Origin of the sequence: Bacillus sp. JJ1609 (assembly GCF_036967045.1) — a bacterium.
GTDB lineage: Bacteria > Bacillota > Bacilli > Bacillales > Cytobacillaceae > Mesobacillus.
This window is the reverse complement of the sequence record NZ_JBALSS010000006.1, coordinates 382,628-387,851: the sequence shown is the minus strand read 5'-3', so window position 1 is coordinate 387,851 and position 5,224 is coordinate 382,628. Positions and strand designations below refer to the sequence as shown.

The following is a 5,224-nucleotide window of genomic DNA, read 5'->3' as shown; positions in this document are numbered from 1 at the left end:
AAGCCTTCCGAGAACAACTCAACTCGTTTTTTTGCTCGCGATTGGTTATGAGCTGCCTTCCTGTTCTTCTACTAAAATTCTAGAATTGCCATCACGATTTTTTAACGTTAACCAAATCCCGCAAACGAATAAAACAATCCCAAAGGCAGAAATAAAGATGATTGGGGAAATTATTTTTACAAAAGAAAGTGCGACCATAATTGTTCCAACAAGGAGATAGTGATGAATAGCGTGCAGGCGGAAGGCTTTCTGCTCGATATGCCATGCATGATGGTACCCTTGTAAAAACCCTAAAATAACCTGTAATAAGAGAGCAAGATAGGGAAGAAATTCAAACGAATGCCTTAGAAATCCCACAGTTAAATAAACAGAACCCATCCCCATGTAAACAAAATGAACCTTCGTATGGGAAGTCGTTTGAAAGACACGATAGCCCATGGCAGCAGTAAAAGAGAAGGCTGCAAATAACCATGTAAATAAGGTAAATGTGAGTGATGCTTGTTTTAGCCAAAGAATATAATATGGAAAAATAGCAACCTGACCAACCGATACTACGAGCGGGATATACCGTTCACTCCTTTTTGTCATGTGATGGCTCCTTCTTTAAAAGTAATAGTCATAAAAGACGTTTTGAAAAACGCCGTTTGGATCTCTTCTTAATTTTTCATCATGGAACTTCTCCCACTCTGGATAGGACTTTCTGAATTGTTCTTTTGATTGATAGTGATAATAGGGGAGATAATAAACTCCACCGTGCTTGAGCGTTACATCAGTCCATTGCTGAATGATTGCTTCTGCATTACTAATCTCTTTTTCTTTTAATCCGTGTTGTATTAAAATGACGAGTCCAAACATATCTTCTTTGGCATATTTTAAACTTGTAAAATCGTCCTTTGCAGCGTAACGAACAGTAATATTGTGAATTTTAAAATCTTCATCCTTATCATTAGCAGGAAGAAATCCTTTTAAATCATTGATATATTCCTCATACTGATCCACTGGAATGAAAAACTCCTGCAGTACTTCCACCCGCCCAGGATCCGTGAATTCCATAAATTCCGAATTCCCCCGCATCACGTTATTCCGGGTAATTCTGTCTCCATCGAGTGACTTAATAAGCAGCTTTTGATTTTCCCAGAAAAGATCCTCAAATCCCCCGCCTTGCCGGCCAAGATCCATTGCCAATTTTCCTATCCGGGCACCGTGCTCCTTTTTAAGCGGCGTTTGATGATCCTGTTTCCCAGTAGAATTGTAATCGATCACATACATTTCTTCTAAAAAGGAATCCGGGGCAACACTAACCCTTGCATAATGCATAGCTGCATCCTCATTTTTTAACAGGTTTGCAAAATAGGTTTCATATTCTTTCGTTTGGAGTTCTTCTGTATGTATAGTGTAAATTTCATTTTCTGTTAATTCCAAAGTGACATCTAAAATGATACCAAATAAGCCATAGCCGCCTAACACATACTTCATCCATTCCTCGGAATCACTTCGCGTTACACTTTTAATTTCCCCAGTCGGGGTCAAGATCGTCATTTCCTTAACGGTTCCAGCCATTGGGCCAAAACGGATATCCCGCCCATGAGCATTGACTGAAAGCGATCCTCCAATTGTAAAAATAGATTGTGACTGTGTGACTTTTAATGCCAGCCCCAAAGGTTGAATGGCTTCTTGGACGTCTTCCCACGTTGCTCCGCTTTCTACTTTTATCGTTTTATTCTGTTTGTCTATTTTCAGGATTTTATTGAATGTCTTCATATCTACTACCACACCCTCTTTGTAATAGGTGTGACCGCCTTGTGAATGTTGTAGGCCTGCAACTGAAATATGCTGGTCTTTTTCATTTGCTTCCTTCACGATCTTTTGCAGTTCAGCACGATTCCCGGCTTTAACTATTCCTTCGATCCGTTCAGGGAGCAGGCCTGTATAATCCGTTGCCAGATTGCTCTGAGTGAGGCCGTATTTTCTTTTTTCAAGAGGGATGCTCAAAAATACGAAAACAACAAATACACTTACTATCATTCCAAGAAAAAATGGATTTTTATAGATTACCTGTTTATTGTTATTTATACGAGATAGCTTCAAAATACTTGCCTCCATTCCCGGTACAATAAAAGTGTAATATTACACTAACGATTACATTATATGTTAATCCGATATAATACTTCCACCATTTTTTTCGGATCAACTGAAAAAGCTGCCGGGTTAAATTGGCAGCTTTAATAAAATAAAGTAATCTGTAGACTTAAAAACAAATTTTTTTCATACAGGAGTTGTATGATTATCTATTTTCTAATATCCATTTGTATCGATGTCTTTTATTGCTTTGGTCATGCTCGTCAAGGTACTCCTCAGGAATTACTATAGTCTCTAAATACTGCGCTCCAAGTTTTTCTATTACTCTAATCGACCCAGCATTTTGATCATTACACGTAATAAAAATTTCTGTTATATCATGCAATTTTGCTACTTCACTTACAAGCCTGCAAGCTCTTACAGCAAATCCTCGTCCTCTAAACTCTTCATCAATATGGTAGCCGATATGACAATCATAGTAGTATTCTTTAGAGGCCATCATCTCACCAATTCTTAAAACAATGGAGCCAACTCTTGTATCAGTTCCTGCCAGAAACAAAACACAACCATAAAATGGAATGTTTCCATATTCTCCATATCCCGGATACAGTAGCTTAACTTTAAGATCTAAAAAGCTGTCTGAATATAATGTACCTTCTTTAACAACAAACAATTTAATGCTCCTCATTTCCAATCTAATATAAGTAATTTTTTCTTTTCCATAAAATTCTTCATATTTTTTAAAAAACCTGCCCGATTACTGGAAAAAGGTTAGTTAGAAGCAGTAAGAAAGATGTTATTTTTAACAAGAACAGCAAAGATAAAAAGAGAACGGCTATGCCGCTCTCCCTCATTATTGCAAATTCACTTTAATCGTTTTGTCTGACCAAAAGCTTGGTGTGTACTGCAGCTGCAAACCCGTGTCGCCTGCTCGCTGTTCGAAGGCGATCGTTCCGGATACTTTTCCGCCTGGTGCCAGTTCACCAGATTGCAAGGCTGTGTTTGTATCAACCGTGGTGAAGGCCTGATCGACGATTTGTCCCTGGCTGTTGGACATCTTAAAATCAAATGGATTATAAGAAATGTTCTCGTCCCCTGCATTATTGATTTCGACTGTTACGATGACATATTCGTGCCCATCCTTTGGCTGGTCAAATTCTCCGCCGGCAGATTTCTCAACCTTTGTTACTGTCAGAACATTGTCTCCTAGTTGAACTTGTTCCCCCACAGCGAATTCTTCTTTCGCAGGCTCAGCTTTCGTTTCTTCCTGCTTTGCTGTCCTATCCGTTGCTGAAGTTTCTGCAGCGTCACTTTTTACCTTTTGTGCGGTTTCCTCCTCTTCCCCGCTGCCACCTGCAATGGCAAATACTACGATAATCGCAATCAGCCACACCCACCATTTTTTATAGAAAGGTTTCTTCATTTTCATATCCTCCCAGTTTTAAAGTTTCATTCTTTTTTCAGTAATTGATTCAGAAATCATTTCATACATGTTCTCGACACCCTTATGTGATGCTTCGAAGTTATACGAGTTTTCAATATTGATCCCCAGGCTGTCAGCTTCTTTGGCAGCGTCGATATTTGCGCCCATGAAAATGAATTCCCAGTTGTACTTCTCCTGCTGATGCCTGATCAGTTCCTTTACTTTTTCATACGTGAACTCACGGCTTGCATTTTCCATTCCATCCGTCGTGATGACAAAAATGATTTTTCCTGGCCGGCGGTCTTCACTTGTTTTCGAAAGCCTATACCCTACATCAATGATTGATTTACCGACTGCATCCAGCATAGCTGTCGTCCCCCGCACGAAATATTCCTTTTCAGTAAGCTTCACTTCTCGGGCATCGATTCCATTCCACAAGACTTCGTATTCATCATCAAACAGTACCGTTGTCAGGATTGTGTCTCCATCGAGTTCAGACTGTCTTTTTATAAAAGCATTGAAACCTCCTACTGTGTCACTTTCAAGCCCTGCCATCGAACCGCTTCGGTCCAGCAGGAAGATGATTTCTGTTAAATTGTTGTTCATCATCGTCAACCTCCTATGTTTAATCTGATATAATCATATCTAGAATCATCCATAATTTGGTCGCCTGCTGAGCGACATTTTCGGGGAGCTGACCACATGCTAGATACAAAGATTCTGGAAGAATTGCAGGAATATCTCGAGATTAACCTGGCTGTCATCATGGAAAAGGAAATCATCCTGTATAACTCGCAGGAATCCATGGATTATGATTCCGTCATGGAAAGCATCTCGCCGATAGAGATCGAGATGTTCATTAATAACAAAAGGCAGCCGACCCTCCAGGATGTTCTTTTTAAGATGATCGATAAAAAAGGTGCCACAGATGCTGAGATCTACAAGAAAGCAGGAATGGACCGACGCCTGTTTTCCAAAATCCGTTCCAATCCGAAATACCGGCCAAGTAAAAATACAGTGCTCGCGCTGGCGCTTGCCCTCGAGCTGAACAAAAAAGAAACCGACAAGCTATTAAGCTCTGCCGGCTACTCCTTGTCAGACAGCGATACATCCGACCTTATCATTCAATTTTGCATCGAAAAGAAAATCTACAACATCCTTCAGGTCAATCATGCGCTCGATTATTTCAGCATGAAGCCATTGAGCGGAGTATTATAGCCAAAAAAATCGGCAGACGAGGAATCTGCCTTTTTTATTTTCTAATAAAAAAAGGCACCAGAACCCGGCACCATTTTATTAGAAATATTTTTAATGTATCAATGTCCCGCGCTCAAAATGATTCATGCATGTCAGCTCAATAATGTATTCATAGTTTGCGATTGATCTGAGAATACTTTCTTTTTCATCTAATGATAAATCAGGATTTTGCATTTTCGTAACGAGTGCCATCTGCAATGCCTCTAATTGTGATTTTACTTCTAGATAGTCCATTCCCAACACCCTCCCGTAAAATGTAATCGTTTTCTTCCTTATTTTTATTATATCTTATAAACCCCATTAGGTATCGATGAATTTATTGTGAAATTGTGAATCCTTCTATAAGAATGGGCATTTTTATCAATGTGAGAGCGAAAGTTCCCCTTCTCATACGATAGCTGCCCTCTTTTTACATTTGGCTCTGTTAAAGCCTAATGGGGTTTTTTTAACCTGTTGATTGTAGTG

7 protein-coding genes are annotated in these 5,224 nt (G+C 39.4%); 1 reads left to right on the top strand and 6 read right to left on the bottom strand.

Going from position 1 to position 5,224, the window contains the following annotated elements; all coding sequences use genetic code 11:
• Positions 1 to 45: 45 nt before the first annotated feature.
• The 5 genes from V7654_RS06520 to V7654_RS06500 form a co-directional block, all read right to left on the bottom strand.
• Positions 46 to 588: a hypothetical protein gene (locus V7654_RS06520; protein ID WP_335429385.1), complete on the bottom strand. Its 543-nt coding sequence runs from the start codon at positions 586 to 588 to the stop codon at positions 46 to 48.
• Positions 589 to 603: 15 nt separating this feature from the next.
• Complete coding sequence (locus tag V7654_RS06515) at positions 604 to 2,088, bottom strand: FAD-binding oxidoreductase (RefSeq protein ID WP_335429384.1); 1,485 nt, start codon at positions 2,086 to 2,088, stop codon at positions 604 to 606.
• Between the two features lie 196 nt (positions 2,089 to 2,284).
• Positions 2,285 to 2,752, bottom strand: coding sequence for a GNAT family N-acetyltransferase (locus tag V7654_RS06510; RefSeq protein WP_335429383.1), 468 nt, complete (start codon positions 2,750 to 2,752; stop codon positions 2,285 to 2,287).
• A gap of 180 nt (positions 2,753 to 2,932) precedes the next feature.
• On the bottom strand, positions 2,933 to 3,502 hold the full coding sequence (locus V7654_RS06505) for a DUF4352 domain-containing protein (protein ID WP_335429382.1): 570 nt from the start codon (positions 3,500 to 3,502) through the stop codon (positions 2,933 to 2,935).
• An 18-nt stretch (positions 3,503 to 3,520) separates the two neighbouring features.
• The gene (locus V7654_RS06500; RefSeq protein ID WP_335429381.1) at positions 3,521 to 4,108 is read right to left on the bottom strand and encodes a vWA domain-containing protein; all 588 of its coding nucleotides are present in this window, start codon (positions 4,106 to 4,108) and stop codon (positions 3,521 to 3,523) included.
• A 96-nt stretch (positions 4,109 to 4,204) separates the two neighbouring features.
• Here V7654_RS06500 and V7654_RS06495 point away from each other — a divergent pair, with 96 nt between their 5' ends.
• Positions 4,205 to 4,720, top strand: a complete 516-nt coding sequence (locus V7654_RS06495) for a hypothetical protein (protein ID WP_335429380.1) — start codon at positions 4,205 to 4,207, stop codon at positions 4,718 to 4,720.
• Between the two features lie 90 nt (positions 4,721 to 4,810).
• On the opposite strand, the gene V7654_RS06490 is transcribed toward V7654_RS06495, so the two are convergent.
• On the bottom strand, positions 4,811 to 4,993 hold the full coding sequence (locus V7654_RS06490; protein ID WP_335429379.1) for a DUF3896 family protein: 183 nt from the start codon (positions 4,991 to 4,993) through the stop codon (positions 4,811 to 4,813).
• Positions 4,994 to 5,224 lie beyond the last annotated feature (231 nt).